At 46.2% G+C, this 17,746-nt stretch carries 15 protein-coding genes and 2 pseudogenes; 7 read left to right on the top strand and 10 right to left on the bottom strand.

Annotated features, from left to right (window positions below; translation table 11 throughout):
* The 7 genes and pseudogenes from J7545_RS11450 to J7545_RS11420 all read right to left on the bottom strand — a co-directional run.
* Positions 1-403 (bottom strand): annotated as a pseudogene (locus J7545_RS11450) (DUF3226 domain-containing protein); the annotation flags it as partial.
* Entirely contained in the window at positions 403-1,182 is a 780-nt protein-coding gene (locus tag J7545_RS11445; protein WP_413038714.1) for an AAA family ATPase, read from the bottom strand. The gene J7545_RS11445 and the pseudogene J7545_RS11450, both read right to left, overlap by 1 nt.
* A 69-nt stretch (positions 1,183-1,251) precedes the next feature.
* A complete protein-coding gene (locus J7545_RS11440; protein ID WP_318699057.1) occupies positions 1,252-1,566 on the bottom strand; it encodes an AAA family ATPase in 315 nt (104 codons plus the stop codon).
* Positions 1,567-1,625: 59 nt separating this feature from the next.
* Positions 1,626-2,792 carry a ferrochelatase gene (gene hemH, locus J7545_RS11435; RefSeq protein ID WP_318699058.1) on the bottom strand — a complete coding sequence of 389 codons (1,167 nt, stop codon included), beginning with the start codon at positions 2,790-2,792 and terminating at the stop codon, positions 1,626-1,628.
* 108 nt (positions 2,793-2,900) lie between these two features.
* Positions 2,901-4,505: an MBL fold metallo-hydrolase gene (locus J7545_RS11430; protein ID WP_318719573.1), complete on the bottom strand. Its 1,605-nt coding sequence runs from the start codon at positions 4,503-4,505 to the stop codon at positions 2,901-2,903.
* A 58-nt stretch (positions 4,506-4,563) separates the two neighbouring features.
* Positions 4,564-4,686 carry a hypothetical protein gene (locus J7545_RS11425; protein WP_318719572.1) on the bottom strand — a complete coding sequence of 41 codons (123 nt, stop codon included), beginning with the start codon at positions 4,684-4,686 and terminating at the stop codon, positions 4,564-4,566.
* Between the two features lie 89 nt (positions 4,687-4,775).
* Positions 4,776-5,084, bottom strand: a complete 309-nt coding sequence (locus tag J7545_RS11420) for a DUF6679 family protein (protein WP_271937384.1) — start codon at positions 5,082-5,084, stop codon at positions 4,776-4,778.
* 186 nt (positions 5,085-5,270) lie between these two features.
* On the opposite strand from J7545_RS11420, the gene J7545_RS11415 reads away from it, so the two are divergent.
* Entirely contained in the window at positions 5,271-6,029 is a 759-nt protein-coding gene (locus J7545_RS11415) for a creatininase family protein (RefSeq protein ID WP_413038715.1), read from the top strand.
* 112 nt (positions 6,030-6,141) lie between these two features.
* Here J7545_RS11415 and J7545_RS11410 read toward each other — a convergent pair whose 3' ends face one another.
* Both J7545_RS11410 and J7545_RS11405 read right to left on the bottom strand, forming a co-directional pair.
* Positions 6,142-7,128: a hypothetical protein gene (locus J7545_RS11410; protein ID WP_318699062.1), complete on the bottom strand. Its 987-nt coding sequence runs from the start codon at positions 7,126-7,128 to the stop codon at positions 6,142-6,144.
* 81 nt (positions 7,129-7,209) lie between these two features.
* The gene (locus J7545_RS11405) at positions 7,210-8,109 is read right to left on the bottom strand and encodes a lipid kinase (protein ID WP_318699063.1); all 900 of its coding nucleotides are present in this window, start codon (positions 8,107-8,109) and stop codon (positions 7,210-7,212) included.
* Positions 8,110-8,480: 371 nt separating this feature from the next.
* Here J7545_RS11405 and J7545_RS11400 point away from each other — a divergent pair, with 371 nt between their 5' ends.
* From J7545_RS11400 to infB, 6 genes are all read left to right on the top strand, one after another.
* Positions 8,481-10,121 (top strand): transglutaminase family protein, encoded by a 1,641-nt coding sequence (locus tag J7545_RS11400; protein ID WP_318719571.1) that lies wholly within the window; start codon positions 8,481-8,483, stop codon positions 10,119-10,121.
* A gap of 15 nt (positions 10,122-10,136) precedes the next feature.
* The gene (locus J7545_RS11395; protein WP_318699065.1) at positions 10,137-11,621 is read left to right on the top strand and encodes a hypothetical protein; all 1,485 of its coding nucleotides are present in this window, start codon (positions 10,137-10,139) and stop codon (positions 11,619-11,621) included.
* A gap of 350 nt (positions 11,622-11,971) precedes the next feature.
* Positions 11,972-12,424, top strand: coding sequence for a ribosome maturation factor RimP (gene rimP, locus J7545_RS11390; protein ID WP_318699066.1), 453 nt, complete (start codon positions 11,972-11,974; stop codon positions 12,422-12,424).
* A gap of 65 nt (positions 12,425-12,489) precedes the next feature.
* The gene (gene nusA, locus J7545_RS11385) at positions 12,490-13,818 is read left to right on the top strand and encodes a transcription termination factor NusA (RefSeq protein WP_318699067.1); all 1,329 of its coding nucleotides are present in this window, start codon (positions 12,490-12,492) and stop codon (positions 13,816-13,818) included.
* 49 nt (positions 13,819-13,867) lie between these two features.
* The gene (locus J7545_RS11380; protein WP_318699068.1) at positions 13,868-14,155 is read left to right on the top strand and encodes a YlxR family protein; all 288 of its coding nucleotides are present in this window, start codon (positions 13,868-13,870) and stop codon (positions 14,153-14,155) included.
* Between the two features lie 201 nt (positions 14,156-14,356).
* The gene (infB, locus tag J7545_RS11375) at positions 14,357-17,545 is read left to right on the top strand and encodes a translation initiation factor IF-2 (protein WP_318699069.1); all 3,189 of its coding nucleotides are present in this window, start codon (positions 14,357-14,359) and stop codon (positions 17,543-17,545) included.
* A 45-nt stretch (positions 17,546-17,590) separates the two neighbouring features.
* Here the strand turns inward: infB and J7545_RS11370 are convergent.
* A pseudogene (locus tag J7545_RS11370) lies at positions 17,591-17,746 on the bottom strand (IS701 family transposase); the annotation flags it as partial.

Raw genomic sequence — 17,746 nt, 5'->3', positions numbered from 1 at the left:
GTGTGGCGATCTCATTTTTGCCCATATGCATACTCTTGGGAATTGATATGCAGAAAAAATGGCGCGATCGCCTGCCTTGTCTACACTCTACGATTCCGAAAAGCTTTAGCTTTTCGGAGAGTGACAGAAGAGGGGTATCTTCTAGATTAATCGATAAATTGCTCCCACCACCTGCGTAGATGGCCACAGAAAGAGTATCCTTGAGTAAAATTGTTGGCATATCTAATCTGACATAGAGTTTGCCTTGCTTGGGAGGATATTGAGGAACAAACTTTTGCCAAAATTGATCGAGATCCTGCTCATTACCAGAGAATTTTTTGAAACCCAAAATTTTTCTGAGGACTTTCTCAATTAATGCCTGATCGTGATTTCCTTCGACTGCAATCAGGGCATATTTCCGCATCACCAACGCACCTCCTGACCTAAATTTTCTCGAAGTCTTTTTAATCGCTCCCTAGGATGTCTGGTCACTTTGGTTTTATTATGGCCCTGTTCTAAACGATAGAAGACTAAATCAATATCAGATTCTGTCGCATCTAATAAATCATCGATCGCCTCTAAACTATGGGTGGTAGCAAAAAGCTGGGCATTCATTTCTTTACACCCATCCACTAACCATTGAAAGGCATCTTCTAAAGCTTCAGTATGAATAGTTGATTCTAATTCATCAATCAGTAAAATCCCATCTTTTGCTCTGGGAAGTTGCAATGCAATATGTAATAAGCGGCGAACCCCATCACCAAATGTATTTAGGGGTGTAAGTCCAAGTTTCTTATGTTGAATATAAATACTGGCTTGATTACTCACTGTTTGGGGATTGATCAATATTTCTAAATCTTCAATATCCTCATCCATAATCTTGAGTAATTGGATGACATCAGACTTAAAATTTTCAAAGTTTGCTTTGGATAGTAGCCGAAGTTGACCAAAGTTAGAACGATGGGACTCAGAGGTTATAATAGCGATGGGTAACGAAAATTTTTTCCATTCTTTTTTTGATTCGGGCAAAATCAAAGCTTTTCCCGTACCCTCAAATATAATCTTTTGTTCTACTCCTACAGGAATCATACCCTTCAGATTAGGGGATTTTGGGTTTTGTGTTATTTCGATATCCAGTTCTAACCGAGAGCTAGTTTCTTGAAATTCTTTTTCATATTCTTCAAAAACATCTTCAGGAGTCACAGGTTCAGGTTTTACAAAGAAGCGGATTTCTTCTCGATCTTGATAATTGATGGCGATCTCTTTAATCGCTTAAGAACCTTCACTGGAGATTTTAATTCCCTTTGGAATTGACTCTGCTTCAGGTATTTGAGGATGTTTTGGAAATAACCATTGCAGACTTTCAAACCTGGAACTGGGGAGTCTAAGCGTACTTTCTCTGAGTCTGGATAAGGTTAGCCAAGTTTTGATATCTAGGGGATTAGCATACAAAAGTAGTGCCTCTAGAACACTGGTTTTACCACAGTTATTCATGCCAACCAGAAGGTTAATTTGTCCGAGGTCTTTGAGTTCTAAATCTTGTAGTCCTCGAAATTGATGGATGGTTACCGTGTCTAGAGGATACATGAGTATAGAGCGCTTGGCGCTGGTAATGGGTAATCGGTTAATGGGATTAGAAAAACCTACTACAAAATACCGATCGCATGTAAAATGCCTTTACCACTGAATAATTCCACCAGTAGGGCAATGAAGCCCAGCATCGCTAACCGACCATTCCAGACCTCGGCACTGGTGGTGATGCCCATTTCCCAGCGCTCTTGAGGATACATTTTTAATTGATCGGAAGGACGCACGACATCGGAGAATTTCTGACTCGGAGAGTTGAGTGAATCAATCACTAAGTCAGCTAAATCATTAATAAATCCGGCATGGGTATCGAGAGCAGGAACGCGGCGAAAATTGGTGATTCCAGCTTCTTCAGCAACTTCTCGATATTCAATATCAATTTCTTGTAGAGTTTCAATATGTTCGCTCACAAAGCTAATGGGAATCACCAGCACATCTTTAACTTGTTTTTCTCCCAATTCTTCTAGAGCATCTTCTGTATAAGGTTGTAACCATTCCACTGGGCCAACGCGGCTTTGATAGGCTAGGGTATGGGGATTGGGACGGTTAAGAGTTTTGACGATTAGGGATGTACAGGCTTCAATTTCTCTTTGATAGGGATCGCCTGCTTCTTCGACATAACTGACGGGAACCCCATGGGCACTAAAAAACAGATGTACTCGATCGGGGTGTTCAAATTGGTCTAATTGTTGGGCAATTAAGTCTGCCATCGCTTGCAGATAGCCGGGGCGATCGTACCAGGAGGAAATGAGGCTATATTTAATGTTATTCCCTAGTACCGCGTCTTCTTCCCAGAGTTTTTCTAGGACTCGGAAGCTTGAACCACTGGTGCTAATAGAAAACTGGGGATAGAGGGGCAGAATGACCAGATGATCGATTTTATCTTGTTTGATTTCGGCGATCGCATCTTCCGTAAACGGATACCAATAGCGCATTCCTACATATATTTTCGCTTCTTGCCCCTTTTGAGCTAAACTTGCTTCCAAGGCTTGCGCTTGTTCTTCTGTAATTTTGCGTAATGGAGACCCACCCCCAATTTGCTTATAATTCTCTTGAGATTTCTTGTAGCGACTACTGGAAATGAACCAGGCTAGGGGTTTCTGTAACCAGGTCACCGGCAATCGGATAATTTCTGGATCGGAAAATAGATTAAATAAGAACGGGCGAACATCCTCTAGTTTTTCCGGCCCACCTAAATTTAAGAGCAAAACCCCAACACGACCCATAATTTCTTTGGTTTCCTTGTAAGTAACTATCTTATCTTTGTTACTGATTTTAACATTAATAGTTCTCTCTTAACATACCTCTAGGAGAGAAAGTTTAGCGATAGAGGGTTATTCAACTCGGTGGTGGGCAAAGACGGGACACAAACCATCGGGACTGACGCGAAATTCAAACAAGGCCGAGGCTGGGTTCCAACAGCGATGTCCTCGATAATGGGCACAGTTGCCGCAACAATCGAGATTTGCTGGCATTTTGGGCATCCCTTGGGCTAGCAATTCTCGTTGAGAGAGACCTCGAATCACTAACTCTTCTCCTTGCCAACGGGCTTCCAGAATGCCGGTGTCGCTGAAGTGTTGCCAACGGCGATCGCGGGTAATGGGTTCGGGTAACTCAATCTGAACCGTGGTCTCTAATTCCGTTAATTCTCCTTCATAATGGGTTTCGGGAGCGGCTGGTTGAATGAAGGTCTCACCGATAGGTAACTCTACTCGTTTATTCGCTTGAGGACAATGGAGATGATAGCGATTTTGCAGTTCTTCTAAACCGGCTAAATCTTCTAGATAAGAAGAATTGCCATGGAAAAACATAATGTGTTGGGGACGAATATTATGAATCAGTTGGGTGGTTCCTAAACCATCACAATGTTGGGAAAACAGATAGGTTTCAAGTTTTACACCTTCAATGGGGTCTAAGGTTTGGGTCAGTTGGGCCGTATCTTCAGCATGTTCAGAGAGCAAGACTAACCAGCGATCGGGGTTAGGTTCAAGCCACTGCTGGAGATTCGAGTGGCGATGGGCAACAACAATAGAGGGATATCGGGGAAGTTGACCAGAGTTGCGATCGAATGGAAGCCGACGCAATTGGGGACGGACGCGCTCATCCCAAAATAGAGATTGATGTTGGGCAAAATTTTGCACATTGCTGGGCAGATGGGGTAAAATCTCTAGGTAGGCATCGCAACCTCTGGCAATAGTTTCATCAACCCAAATATCGATATCTTGCCCCGTAAACTGATGGTGAGAGCGCAGCAGCATCAGCAATTCTTGACCGAGACCGAGAACGGGAACTGGTAGTAATACTGATTTTTGCTGCTTCAGGATAGTGTAAATTCGCGAAGCTAGATGGTTTTCTTGATGGCGGCGGTTGGGATGACGAGCGGTTCCATAACTGGCTTCGATAATCAGCACATCCGGTTGCAGTCCCCGGACTTCTTCAATCCGCATCCGTTCCACGAGCCGGGAGTTGGAGGAAAAGTAATCTCCGGTGTAGAAGAGGGTGTAGCGGCGCTCTGGAGCGGTATAGGTGAGCAGCAGGGAAGCGGCTCCAGGCAGATGACCGCAGGGATAGAGTTCGGCGCTTAGATGGGGTTTGAGCAGTTGGGGCGATCGCCACTCTAAAGCCTGACCGGTTTCCGGTTCTAGTCCATGTAGACAGAGGAGTTGCCGGGTGACTTCACTGCCATAAATCGGCACATCCGGAAACTGAAGCGATAAACTGGGAAGGCCGCGACAATGATCGGGATGGGCATGGGAACAGAAGACGATATCCGGTGGCTCAATGGAACGAAGGGAGTCTATCTGATGTAAACCGCAGTCAAGTAAGATGCGATAGGGGCCCATCCGCACCAGTAGACAGACTCCATCCCCAGATTGACCGGTACCGTAGGGAATGCATTCAAGGGTAACCAAGAGTTGATACGCCAGTAGGGTGGGCAAGAGAATGAGCGATAGTATTAAAATTATACAACTGTTGCCCGGCCCACCCTACGGATGGTTAATGGGCAGAACCGTTACCGTGGTAGTTGTCAGAATCGTAGAACCCGTTTTTGGTGCCAAAAAATAAGGTGGTTACGGTAAAGATGACAGTAAGAATGACTAAAACCAATTTAATATCCATCGTCTTGTGATTATGATTTAAGGTTTTCAGTTGTGAATGATAGCGTATTAGGCCGAGGGGCGATCGCTAGGGTTTAGATGCGTTCTGCGTTAATCAGAGTTCGATTCCGGGTGTGGCTGGATTTGTTCCGCTTCTGGGCACTCTTCCGAGACCAGGAATTCACTATTGCCCTTGGGGAAATTAGAGAGCTTTTGGGTAACTGCACCAATGCTTTCTAGGCGAACCATTTCTTCCCAAGCACAGATCTCATCCTCCTCTTCTGTCTCATACCGAATCGTGACTAAATCTCCTTCGATTTCTAGAACGCGGGCGCGTTCTATCCAGCGTTGCTGGTCTCGCAAGAAAATCCAGATTTCACGACCCTCGGAGCAGAGTTGATAGATCTTGCGATGTAGCATAATTGGCTAGTGATATGTGGCTTTATAATTGGGCTTCTCAAATGTTATCGCTTATTCTAGCCATAGAACCATACAATTTGGGCAAATTTGCTAAATTGAGCCATTTTTTTTGGTCTGAGCCAATCTTCTTCCCCGAACCTGGAGAGTTTGCTACCCTAGAGGATGCCCTATCTGCCCTTTAGTCTCATGTTGCTCCATCTCTCCACCTGGCCGGAAGTCGAAGGTTACCTGAAAGAGTCTACAGGTTTAATTTTGCCCATTGGCTCGACGGAACAACACGGGCCGACGGGCTTGATTGGTACAGATGCTATTTGTGCAGAGGCGATCGCCAAAGGAGTCGGTGAAAAAACTCATGCCCTAGTCGGCCCTACCATCAATGTTGGTATGGCTCTCCATCACACGGCTTTTCCCGGAACCATGAGCCTCCAACCCTCTACATTGATTTTGGTGATTAAGGACTATATTACCTATTTAGCCCAAGCGGGGTTTACCAAATTCTTCTTTATCAATGGTCATGGGGGTAATATGGCTCCCATGAAAGCGGCCTTTTCTGAGGTCTATACCCATCTAGCCCAATTAAACATCGACCCCGAAGGAAAGGTCACCTGCCATTTAGCCAACTGGTTTATGTGTCGCAGTGTCTATAAACGGGCCCAAGAGTTATATGGCGATCAAGAAGGATCTCACGCGACACCGAGCGAAGTGGCACTGACTCAATATGTTTATCCCGACTCGATTAAAACTGCACCCCTGTCTCCAGAAGTTGGCAAAGGTCATCCCATCACTACCCCGGCAGAATTCCGTCGCCATTATCCGGATGGTCGCATGGGATCAAATCCTGCGTTAGCCACACCAGAACATGGTAAGGAGTTTTATGAGTTAGCGGTGGAAGAGCTGAGTACAAGCTATGAGAAATTTGTCGGGAAGACAGCTCTTTCTCGGTAGATTTGTAGGGTGGGCAAGTCTAGGTCGGAAAATTCTCAATTCTTTCATTTTGTAGGGGCCATTCATGAATTGCCCCTTGCCTCCCCTAGGTTATAGTCTTAACTTGTTACCATTACCCATTACCGCGCGGAGCGCTGTAGCGATCGAGTAGCTCTTGCCGAGACAACCTCATAATGGCTTCTGTTCTCTCTAAAGGCGATCGCTCCATCAAAGGATCGATAATTTGGGCTAGGCGATCATCAATTTCCCCAAACTTCACTTGCAACATGCTCTCTACCATCATCCGCTCTACTCGTTGAGTAGTCTGTTCAGTAGCCTGTTGAGTAGCCTGTTCAACAGCTTGTTCAACAGCTTGTTCAACAGCTTGTTCAACAGCCTGTTGAGTAGCCGCTTCTACGTCCCTTTCTAATCGTTGTAAAAAAACGGTTGTTAGATCCATTATTAACTCCCGATCGCTGCGATCTAAATCTTGACGTTTTTCTAATAGTGTCAATAACCCGTAGAGCAATTCTAGCGTCTTTCCTCTAAAACGATGAACTTCCGGCAAAGCTTTAAGTTCTGCGATCGCCTCTTTCTGAACTCTCCCTCTTCCTAACAATCTTAACCACAAGGTTTCTGGAATCTTGTCCAGTTGATGAATGACCACAATTCCCGCTTTGAACCCTGATGCCAAGGGATAGATCCCTGGGGGATAATTTTCCGGTGCAGGGAAAGCTGCAAAGCTCCTTAAGAGATCTTCCGAAGCTGTTGGAGATAAAATCCATAATTGGGGAATCTGGCGATCGCTAAATTCCGTCTCTTCCCGGTTCGCTTTGCGCCTCAGTTGAGCCTCTAAATCCCAAGTTTTCCCTAAACAACTACGAATGTCCTCTGCTTGAACTGGATTCCGAAAGGGTTCAAACACCGTTGGCGCTTGGCTTAGAGTTGCCAATAGTCCCAATTGAGCTATTCCTTCGGGATTCGGAGAAGATGGCATAAAAAACACATCTATTTCGCGAACTTCTGAGACCACATCTAAACTGATTTTCACTTCTCCAAAAGGTTTGAGCAACTCTTGGAGATATTCTTTAGCAAATTGGTCATGGGCAAAACGAGTCATAATTTGCTCTTAAAAATTGTGAAACCCAGTATAGTGTAGGGGGGATTCATCAATCACTCCTACATGGCGATCGCCCTACGACTAAATTTGATGAACTACTTGTGGTTTTGGCCCGGGAATAAAAATGGACAAAGCTTTAGGAATGACGCGAAAATGAGCGGGGGTAGTGGTCGTAATTTCGCCATCCGTATTGATGGGGAGAGGATGGCGGGTGTAAACGTGCATTTCTGTACCATTGAGGGATAATATCCCCGGCAAAGTATGATAGCGACCTTGGCGAAGAGCGGGAAAAATAGCTAGAATTTGCCACCAATGTTCTAATCCTAAACTGTAGAGATCGAGGCGTTGGTCATCGATCGCCGCATCATGAGCGATCGCCATTCCTCCTCCATAATAGCGACCATTACCAATCGCAATTTGAATCGTCTTCACCTTATGGGACTCTTCCCCCGATCGAATTTCGGCATCAAATAAACGAGATTGGGTCAACACCTTCAGAGCAGACATCGCATAGGCTAAAATTCCCCAACGTCCCTTAGATTGCTTACTGAGACCATCCGTAATCTTCACGCTTAATCCCAAACTAGCCACATTAAAGAAATACTTGCCATTCACCCAGCCTAAATCAATTTGATGCAGTTTTCCCGTAGCGATCGCCCGACAAGCCGCCGGAATTGACAACGGAATCTGTAACGTTCGCGCCAGATCGTTAGCCGTTCCCATCGGTAAAATACCCAAAGGTCGTTGGATCTCCAGCAGAGCATCCACCGCCCCATTTAGGGTACCATCGCCTCCGCCAATAATCACTAAATCCATTTGGGGGCCATACTTGCGAATCACCTGGGGTAATTCTTGATAATTTGAAGGAGAAACTGCGAATAACTCAAATCCATGATGTTCCAAATAGGTCATTGCCTCCTCGCGAGAATGCCTCCCCCGTCGTGAATGAGTATTGACCAAAAACAGCGCTTGCCTAGTCATAAATTTCCCTTACAACCAGAATATAGTATTTTTAATTGATTCCTGTTCAAGTCCACCTCTGCCTAAATCTCTCTCCCACGGAAGCTAATCCTGTAGGGGTTTTAAAACCGGCTCTTGATTTGACTCAGTTTCAGCCATCGAGCTGCCGAAAATGCGCTCGCGGAGCGAAACGGAGTTTTATCGCACGATCCTTACTGGATGGGGTTTCGCAGAAACCCCGACAAGATTAGCACGGAAGAGGGACTTCGACTCCCCTTCTCCCACCAGAGAAGCGCCGCCCTGCTTGTCCTGAGCGTAGCCGAAGGGGGGCTAGTGGATGAAGGCAACCCTTGATGACTCATGTAAAACTCGATTACCGCAGCATAATCACTATGATTCACCGCACTATTCGACCCATAGGAGTTTACGATCTCCGAGGATTAACCTCTTATCAGTCTAAGTTACTTTCCCTAGACTCCATACGCGGTTATCTTCTCCACATTGATGCCAAAAATGATAATACAACGATCCTCAACCCCAATGAACTCCCTGAAATCAAATATGCTAATGGTTTAGCCATTTGGGAGAACACCCTCTGGTTTACTCGCGATCATAGTATCTATGCGTGTTCCCTAGACGATTTTCGTCCCCGCTTATTTGCCACTTTGCCCTTCCGTGCCGAAGGAATTGCTGTTTGGGGAACAACAGTTTATGTCTCCTGTAAGGAAGGCTGTTACATCCAAGTATTTAACAATAAGGGGCGGATGATTACCCAGTTGCGTCCCCCAGGAGTTGGAGTAGAAAGTCTGACGATCCGCCATGAGGAGCTTTGGGTGGCAGACAAGGAAGAGCAGACCGTTTATTGTATGGATCGGGCAACTGGCGAGATTAAATTTAGCTTCTTAACGCCCTTTGATAGTCCCACGGGACTGGTGTTTTATCAAGATCCAGCCACCTCAGAAGAATTACTCTATGTTTCCTATGCCAGCGAAAAACCCTTTATCCGCGACGACCCCAATTCCGATCCGCCCCTAGAATTAGCTTGGCGCGATCGCACCTTTATTCACCCCCTTTACTATTCCTATAATCCCGATGGCTATTATAGTCTCTCCAATGGCTATCTGATCGAGATGTCCTATGTCGAAGAACTCTCTCCCCTCGATGCCATTGAATTGAAGAATTTACAATGGCGCATTGCTCTGCCTTCAGAAACAGCGCGGCAAAAAGTGCGCTCCATAGAAGCGATCGGTTTAGAGTTTACTGAAGAAATTCAAGAAGGGCAAAAAGTTGCCGTTTTTAACTTTGACCACCTGAAACCTTACGAAAAACGAATTTTTGGCTGGAAAGCCTTAATCGAAGTTTACAGCATCAAATATAGCCTTGTGCCTTTGGATGTAGAAAAAATCCCCACCCTAGAGCCAGACTTACAACAGCGCTACCTGATTGATGATGATAATCTAGCCATGGATACGGCGATCGTCCGGGAAGCCGCTCAACAAGCAGTCAGTGGAGAAACTAACTTTTTACGGCGTATGATTTCATTGCGCAATTATGCTTACGATCGCCTCTCCTATCGACTAACCACCAAAATAGAAACCCCCGACGTTGTTCTCTCCAGAGGGGCGGGATCTTGTGGTGAATATGTCGGCGTTTTACTCGCTCTCGCACGCTTAAATGGCATTGCCTCCCGTACCATTGGTCGCTATAAATGCCCGGCTAGTCCTGAATACAAAAACGTTCCCCTAGAGCCAGATTATAACCATGTTTGGTTAGAGTTTTATATTCCCAGTATTGGCTGGGTTCCCATGGAATCCAATCCCGATGATATGGAAGATGGTAATCACTTATCCCGTTTTTTTATGGGGTTAGCCTGGTATCATATTGAAATCGGCAAAGGAATTCCCTTTGAGCGCATCCGCTTAGATGGAAAACCTGTAGACCGAGAACAGCTCTCTGTGGGAGATTTAGCGTTAAATCATGTCCGGTTTACGATTCTGGAAGAAATAGCGCCTCCTGAGTTGAGTAACCGGTAGTAGAACCCTTCAGTTATGAATCCTCTGGAACGGTTAGCACGAAAAAAACGGGGAGCGATCGCTCTATGGTATGAACGAATCATGGTCGCGATCGCCACCGTTAATTTAGCCTTAGTTGCCTTCGACCTCAGTTATATCCAACTGCGAAACTTTTGGTTGCAAGGAACCGTTCAAGTTCCCTTCGTCGGATTTATCATTAAAGTCCCCCTTCTCTCCGATTCAATCGATTCTTCTCCCATTACGACTTGGTACGATCCCATCAAAGGGATTCAAGGCAACCGCGATACCGAAAACTACTTGCGAGTGGTTCGTGAGCTAGAAAAACAGGCTCAGAAAACAGGCTATAGCTCTCCCCTCTCTAAACAACTTTTAGCTCAATTGCGAGAATTGAGTGAAGAAATGATTAATCAAAATCCGTTCCAGGGAGCTGGGAAAAGCGGAACCTTGGAAAAAATCAAAAACCGAATGCGAGATCATATGGAGGACGACTCTGCTAAGGATGCATTTAATCAGTTTTGGACAGCAGAAAATCTATTATTTAGCTCAGAAGATCAAGGGGAGCTATTTAATACTACAATCGCTCCATTAATGGCTAGCAACTATTATCGTTCCATTGATGAAACTGGAGGATATACGAATTTATTTGCTGCCCTCGATTTCCCCTTTGCTCTTCTATTCTTAGTCGAATTTTTGGCTCGCAGCCTATACATCAGTCAGAAACACGATACCATTACCTTGACCGATGCCATGCTCTGGAGATGGTATGATATCTTCCTGTTTGTACCCCTCTTTCGCTGGTTGCGCATTATTCCCGTTACTATCCGTCTCCATCAAGCCAAACTGATTAATTTAGAACCCATTCGTATCCAACTGAGTCGAGGATTTGTTGCTACGATTGCGGGTGAGCTGACTGAAGTGATTATTATTCGAGTCATTAATCAGTTGGAAAATGAAATTCGGAGCGGTTCTCTGGCTCGACAACTCTTTGAAGGAGCCAACCGTGAATATATCGATCTGAATAATATCAATGAAATTGAAGCCATTACCCATCGATTAACCGAAGTGGTGATCTGCCAAGTCTTACCTACACTACAACCGCAAATCCAAGACATTATCAACCACAATATCGAGCAAGTGGCTGAAGCGACTCCTTTGTATCAAAACATCAAAAATATTCCCCCACTCGCCCAATTACCTAGCCAATTTAGTCAACAAGTCTCCGAGCAACTTTCCCACTTGATTGCTGAAGGCTCCCAAAACCTGTATCAAGCCATTAGAAATGATACGGTGGGTGCAGAATTAATGAGTCAATTGGCAGAAAGTTTTGGTAAGTCTCTGAGCGCCGAATTGCAACAAAAACATACCACCCAAGAACTGGAGTCTCTAGTAACAGCGTTCTTGGAGGAATTTAAGATTAACTATGTGCAACGCCTAGCTGAAGAAGATATTGAGAAAATTTTAGAAGAAACCAAACGTCTGGAAAAAAGCAAGAAGCGTTAAGCGGATATCAAAAAATCGCACAACCTTGAGCGAATCTATTCCCTATTCCCTAGCGTATAGCGCTATAATAGAGTTTGACCGTGCTTGACGGGGAAAGTACACTCTTTTCTCTGAAATCTAGAGTCAAGTGATTTCTTTGAACGTTCAGCTTGGTATTGAAGAAAGTCTATCTTTTCTCTTCAACCCCTGAACCCTAACCCCAGGGAGAGAAAAGAGATCCCTCACCATGGGGTGAGGAAACCTCCAGTCTATGGCTAAGGGCGATCGCCACAACGATCCCTCCCGAAACCAATCTCAGACGCTTGAGTGGGAACTAACCCGCTTTTTTTTATGGCAGTACATGGTGTATTATGGTTCATCCTTTAATCCCACAACTCCTAGAGTTAGCCGCCCCAGTCTCTCAAAAACTGGGGTTGGAAGTCGTTGGTGCTACCTTCCAAACCAACCAAAATCCACCGGTATTACGGGTTGATATTCGGAACCCGGATCGAGATACGGGTTTAGATGAGTGTGAACAAATGAGTCACTTCCTGGAAGCAGCTCTAGAGGACAGTCAACTGATTACCCAATCCTATGTCTTGGAAATCTCCAGTCCTGGTATTTCCAAACGCCTCATCACGGACCGCGACTTTATTGCCTTTAAGGGATTTCCTGCGATCGTTATGACCGATCCCCCCTATAAGGACAAATCCAAATGGGAAGGTACGCTCAATAGTCGCGATGAAACCACAGTGTATCTGAACCAAAAAGGCCGTAATATTGCCATCCCTCGTGATGTCATTCGTTGGGTAGAGTTTTGCTGACGGTGAACTCGCTCCCTAGAGGGTAATCTCAAATTTACACTTAGAACAAAGGAAAATAATTAACAATGTCAATGGTTGACTTGCCTGGACTCAAAAATTTAATTGAGAGTATCAGCAAAGAACGAAACTTACCTAAAACGGCGGTTCAAGCTGCCCTGAGAGAAGCTCTGATGAAGGGGTATGAACGCTATCGTAGAGCCGCTCACCTGAAAAGCTTTGAAGAAGATTATTTTGATAATTTTGAGGTGGAACTCGATCTCGATGAAGAAGGGTTTCGGATTCTCTGCACTAAGGTGATTATGGAAGAAGTGAGTAATTTCGACCATCAGATTTCCCTCAAAGAAGTGCAAGAAGTAGTCGATGAAGCCCAAATCGGTGAAACAGTTGTCTTGGATGTTACTCCCGATCAGGGTGACTTTGGTCGCATGGCCGCCATTCAAACCAAGCAGGTCTTGGCGCAAAAATTACGAGATCAGCAGCGTAAACTGATTCAAGAAGAGTTTCAAGACCTCGAAGGAGAAGTATTACAGGCGCGGGTACTACGCTTTGAGCGCCAATCGGTGGTTCTAGCCGTTAGCAGTGGCTATGGACAGCCAGAAGTGGAGGCTGAGTTACCCAAACGGGAACAGTTGCCTAATGATAATTACCGAGCGAATGCCACATTTAAGGTTTATCTGAAAAAGGTGGGATCGGGTTCCCATCGCGGCCCCCAGTTGATGGTCTCCCGTGCCGATGCAGGTTTGGTCGTCTATTTGTTTGAAAATGAAGTGCCGGAAATTGAGGATGAGGTGGTGCGGATTGTGGCAGTGGCGCGGGAAGCCAATCCCCCCTCTCGCTATGTGGGGCCTCGAACCAAGATTGCGGTAGATACCTTAGAGCGGGATGTAGACCCCGTAGGGGCTTGTATTGGGGCGAGAGGATCGCGTATCCAGGTGGTGGTCAATGAACTGCGAGGAGAAAAAATCGATGTGATCCGTTGGTCTCCCGATCCAGCAACTTATATTGCCAATGCTCTAAGTCCAGCCCAGGTGGATGCGGTCTATTTAATTGATCCTGAAGTGCGACAAGCCCATGTATTAGTAGCCGAAGATCAGTTGAGTTTAGCGATTGGTAAGGAGGGACAAAATGTGCGTTTAGCGGCTCGATTAACGGGCTGGAAAATTGATATTAAAGATGGAGCGCTCTATGATGCCACGGCTGAACATCAGAAGATAGCAGTGATTATTGAGGCTCGCCATGGAGCAGAAGAGATGGATGAGCCATTAGAGGCATCCTCAGAGGAAGAAGAGGTGGTAGTAGTCTCAGAAGAATCGACTTTAGACTTCCAGGAAGAGCGCTCAGAAGACTCAGAATTAGTAGAATTAGAGGAGGACGATCCGATGACACAAGAGTGAGGAGAAGGAGAAACCCTAGAGGTCAGTAAGATGAGATGAGGGAGAGGGAATGAAGCCGAATCAACGACGTTGTGTGAGTTGCCGAAAAGTCGATCGAAAAGAAGCCTTTTGGCGAATTGTCCGGGTTTATCCAGATCGTGAAATCCAATTGGATTGGGGAATGGGGCGATCGGCTTATTTATGCCCCCAAGCGGATTGTTTGAAAGCGGCTCAAAAAAAGAATCGATTAGGGCGATCGCTCAGAGCTTCTGTTGCACCATTGGTTTATGAAGCTCTATGGTCTCGCTTACAGGCAGTGGATAACCTCCCACCATCTCGCCCCAAGTCTGAGCCATAAAACCCGGTTTTTGAACTCATTGGGTAGCGAGATTTCTAAAAATCCTAACAATCCCTCCAGTTGGTTAACAATTTGTGCAAGATTAAATAAAGAAGTATTGATCGCCCGAGTGGCGATCGATCTCTTCTGTCCCTGTAGTTGTCGTCGAAAGGCAGGCCACTATGTAAAAACCAGTAGATATCACAGACGAGGCAAGTGTGGATGAACAACGGCAAAGTCAGAATATACGAGCTATCCAAGGAATTGAATTTGGACAATCATTACGTTTTAAATCTTTGCGATCAATTGAATATCACGTACAAAAGTCATAGCAGCACCATATCCGAATCGGAAGCCGAGCGGATTCGCGCTTGGGCTGAAAAACATCCTCCCAGCGAAACACCAGCGGGAAAACCGACTCATCATCGCTCCAAATCCCAGGGGAGTGAAAAACCGATTAAGAAAAAACAGCAAATTTTAGAAATTCGGAGACATTCTTCTGAGGGAGACAAAAATAGTGGATCGACACCAGATGCACCCCGCATTCCCTCAGAAGATGCTGTATCCCTGCAATCCCCTCCATCGCGACTTTCACCTTCACCTGTATCTGAAGTGTCTAAACCGACTCTACCTGTTGCACCTGAGCAGAAAGCTGAGGAACAGCCCGTTGCCTCCCGTCCCCCTGAACAACCCGCAGCCGAAAAGAGTGCTGAACCCTCTCCCCATTCACCCTCTAAGGACGTGACCCCACCCCTATCCATGCCTGATGCAGATCAAAAAACTCAATTGATTGGCCCTCCGGTTCGCCCGTCCCAACCGACTAAACCTTTAAAAGTTGAGGCAAAAACAGCTCCAGTAACGGTTGAGGGAACGGTGAGCGCTCCCCCTGCGCCAGCCAAGCCAGGTAAACCGAACCGATCGCCGAAACCGCCTCGACTCAAACGTTCTGGAAATGGGGCGAAGCCTGAGAGTGAAGAGGTGAAAAAAACTCAGGGAACCAAACCGATTATCCTCAAAGACAAAGAGGGTGGGAAATCGGAAAAACCCAATGGTGATAAAAAACGCCCTTCAGGATCGGGAGAAGCTACTGCCGTTAGTTCTAAACCAAGAAAGCCCGCGAAACCCGAGGCGATCGCCAATAGAGATAAAGACAAATTATCCGATCCTCTGCGTCCGCGTCCAGTACGACCCGGAGCATCCACGAAAGGCAAGACTGAGGAGATGGATGATGAGGATCTGGTAACCACTCCTCTAGATAATTCAGAACCAGAGGAAACACTGGAATTAGAATTAAGACGGCCCATGCCTCGACCCACCAAAAAGGTGAAAAAACGGTCAGAGGAAGAGGATGAGGATGACCGCCAAAAGGCTAATGCTAAAGCCGGTAAAGGGGTAACCAAAAAACGCCGTCCTCAGATTATTGAGGATGATTTGGATGACGATCTCGATGACGATCTCGATGATGATAACGCCACCGAAGTAAGTCTTTCTCTCGTACGTCCAGCTAAACCGAAAGGATTATCGGCTCCTGCGGCTAAACCGACAGGGGTACCCGCCGCCAAGAAGCGATCGTCTAATCGGGATCACAGAGGACGACGGATGGCCAATAAAGGGACAGAGAAAGTTGAGAAACCGGAAAAAATCACCCTTAAGGGTGAATTAATGGTGCGCGATTTAGCGGCGTTGCTGGCGGTTCCCGAAACCGAGGTGGTTAAACGCTTATTTACTAAGGGAATTGCGGCCACGGTGACTCAAACCTTAGACCTGGAAACGGCGATCTGGGTGACTGAAGATTTGGGCGTAGAAGTGGAAACGGTTGTTGCCCAATCAGAAGCGACGAAAACCCAGATGCTGGAAGAAGAAGACTTGGAACACCTCCATCGCCGTCCTCCAGTGGTGACGATTATGGGCCATGTGGATCATGGAAAAACGACGCTTCTGGATGCTATTCGCCAAACTAAGGTCGTTGATTCAGAAGCTGGTGGGATTACCCAACATATCGGGGCTTACCATGTGGATGTGGAGCATGATGAAAATAGTCAACAAATTGTATTTTTAGATACTCCTGGACATGAGGCGTTTACTGCCATGCGTGCCAGAGGGGCAAAGGTGACCGATATTGCTATTCTCGTGGTGGCCGCTGATGATGGAGTTCGCCCTCAAACCATTGAAGCCATTAGCCACGCCAAAGCCGCTCAGGTTCCGATTGTGGTTGCTATTAACAAGATTGATAAGGAAGGGGCTTCTCCCGATCGCGTCAAACAAGAGTTGATGGAACATGGCTTAGTTCCGGAAGAGTGGGGCGGAGATACAATTATGGTTCCCGTGAGCGCCATCCAGGGAGAAAACTTAGATGGCCTGTTGGAAATGTTGATCTTGGTCTCCGAGATAGAAGAACTTTCCGCTAATCCCGATCGCCTGGCGAAAGGAACCATTATTGAAGCCCATTTGGATAAGGCCAGAGGCCCGGTAGCCACCTTACTGGTCCAGAATGGAACCTTGCGAGTTGGCGATGCAGTAGTGGCTGGAGCGACCATGGGTAAAGTTCGAGCGATGATCGATGACCGAGGAGATCGGGTGGAAGAAGCACTTCCGTCCTTTGCCGTTGAGGTCTTGGGTCTCAATGAACTGCCCTCAGCCGGAGATGAGTTTGAATGTATGGCGGATGAAAAAGAAGCGCGGGCGATCGCCAATTCCCGTGCAGAGGCCCAACGGGAAACCCGCCTCCAACAAGCCCTTGCCTCCCGTCGGGTTACCCTCAGTTCTCTGAGCGCCCAAGTCAAAGAAGGCGAACTCAAGGAACTCAACCTACTCTTGAAAGCCGATGTTCAAGGGTCTGTAGAAGCTATTCTCGGCTCCTTGCAACAATTGCCTCAAAATGAAGTGCAACTGCGGATTCTCCTAGCTGCGGCAGGTGAAGTCACCGAAACTGACGTAGATCTCGCTGCTGCCTCCAATGCTGTGATTATTTCCTTCAATACCACCTTTGCCAGTGGCGCTCGTGCAGCCGCCGATCAAACCGGTGTCGATGTGCGCGAATACGACATTATCTATAAACTCCTAGATGATATTCAAGGGGCAATGGAAGGTCTGCTCGACCCAGAACTGGTGGAAGAAGATCTTGGCCAGGTCGAAGTCCGGGCTGTATTTACCATTGGTAAAGGAGCAGTGGCTGGATGTTATGTACTCTCGGGTAAAGCCATTCGTAACTGTAACTTGCGGGTGATGCGCGGCCAAAACCTGATTTACGAAGGCTTCCTAGATTCCCTGCGTCGGGAACGGGATGATGTCAAAGAGGTCAATTCTGGTTTTGAATGTGGAATTGGGGTTGATAAGTTCACCACTTGGGAAGTCGGTGATGTGATTGAAACCTATCGCATGGTGACCAAACGGCGGACGTTATCGAGTTAATGGAGGATAGGTAGGGGCGAAAAATTTTTCACCCTTACCTATACCGTCATTGTAGACAGAAAAATGGTGTAAGGATTGAGGCGAGTTGATGCCAACTACTTTAGCTATTTCCGGAAAGGACTTTCTGGGGATAGGAGAAATAATTCCTAAATGTAAGTATTTAAAATATTCATAACTTCTCACCTCACCAAACATCTCTTG

This window comes from Roseofilum sp. SBFL (assembly GCF_017746885.1).
Lineage (GTDB): Bacteria > Cyanobacteriota > Cyanobacteriia > Cyanobacteriales > Desertifilaceae > Roseofilum.
This window is presented reverse-complemented; position numbering and strand designations above follow the sequence as displayed.

Coding starts and splice junctions, on each gene's coding strand:
- J7545_RS11440 (WP_318699057.1), bottom strand. CDS start 1,566: ATGTATCCTCTAGACACGGTAACCATCCATCAATTTCGAGGACTACAA.
- J7545_RS11380 (WP_318699068.1), top strand. CDS start 13,868: ATGAAGCCGAATCAACGACGTTGTGTGAGTTGCCGAAAAGTCGATCGA.
- J7545_RS11425 (WP_318719572.1), bottom strand. CDS start 4,686: ATGGATATTAAATTGGTTTTAGTCATTCTTACTGTCATCTTTACCGTA.
- J7545_RS11415 (WP_413038715.1), top strand. CDS start 5,271: ATGTTGCTCCATCTCTCCACCTGGCCGGAAGTCGAAGGTTACCTGAAA.
- infB (WP_318699069.1), top strand. CDS start 14,357: ATGAACAACGGCAAAGTCAGAATATACGAGCTATCCAAGGAATTGAAT.
- J7545_RS11400 (WP_318719571.1), top strand. CDS start 8,481: ATGATTCACCGCACTATTCGACCCATAGGAGTTTACGATCTCCGAGGA.
- hemH (WP_318699058.1), bottom strand. CDS start 2,792: ATGGGTCGTGTTGGGGTTTTGCTCTTAAATTTAGGTGGGCCGGAAAAA.
- rimP (WP_318699066.1), top strand. CDS start 11,972: ATGGTTCATCCTTTAATCCCACAACTCCTAGAGTTAGCCGCCCCAGTC.
- J7545_RS11395 (WP_318699065.1), top strand. CDS start 10,137: ATGAATCCTCTGGAACGGTTAGCACGAAAAAAACGGGGAGCGATCGCT.
- nusA (WP_318699067.1), top strand. CDS start 12,490: ATGTCAATGGTTGACTTGCCTGGACTCAAAAATTTAATTGAGAGTATC.
- J7545_RS11410 (WP_318699062.1), bottom strand. CDS start 7,128: ATGACTCGTTTTGCCCATGACCAATTTGCTAAAGAATATCTCCAAGAG.
- J7545_RS11420 (WP_271937384.1), bottom strand. CDS start 5,084: ATGCTACATCGCAAGATCTATCAACTCTGCTCCGAGGGTCGTGAAATC.
- J7545_RS11405 (WP_318699063.1), bottom strand. CDS start 8,109: ATGACTAGGCAAGCGCTGTTTTTGGTCAATACTCATTCACGACGGGGG.